We start from the raw sequence: 252 nt of genomic DNA on the forward strand, positions 1-252 counted from the left end.
CGCAGATTGCGGTGGTGAAGATGATACGAACCGAAAGTTCGCAACGAACCACGAACATCACATATCCGGATTGGCTGGAGTGTCTACCAAGACGTTCTGGCAACAGAATTTCTTGACGACCATAGAGCATTGGAACCACCTGATCCCATCCCGAACTCAGCAGTGAAACGATGCATCGCCGATGGTAGTGTGGGGCTTCCCCATGTGAGAGTAGGTCATCGTCAAGATTCATTTCGCAAAACCCCTATCTGC

The 252-nt window shown here is 50.4% G+C and carries 1 rRNA gene; it reads left to right on the forward strand.

Annotated elements, in window-relative coordinates:
• Nucleotides 1-111: 111 nt before the first annotated feature.
• A 5S ribosomal RNA gene (rrf, locus tag QSV36_RS12305) occupies nucleotides 112-227 on the forward strand.
• The last annotated feature ends 25 nt before the right edge of the window (nucleotides 228-252 follow it).

It is taken from the genome of Pseudomonas sp. BCRC 81390, from assembly GCF_030341915.1.
Classification (GTDB): domain Bacteria; phylum Pseudomonadota; class Gammaproteobacteria; order Pseudomonadales; family Pseudomonadaceae; genus Aquipseudomonas.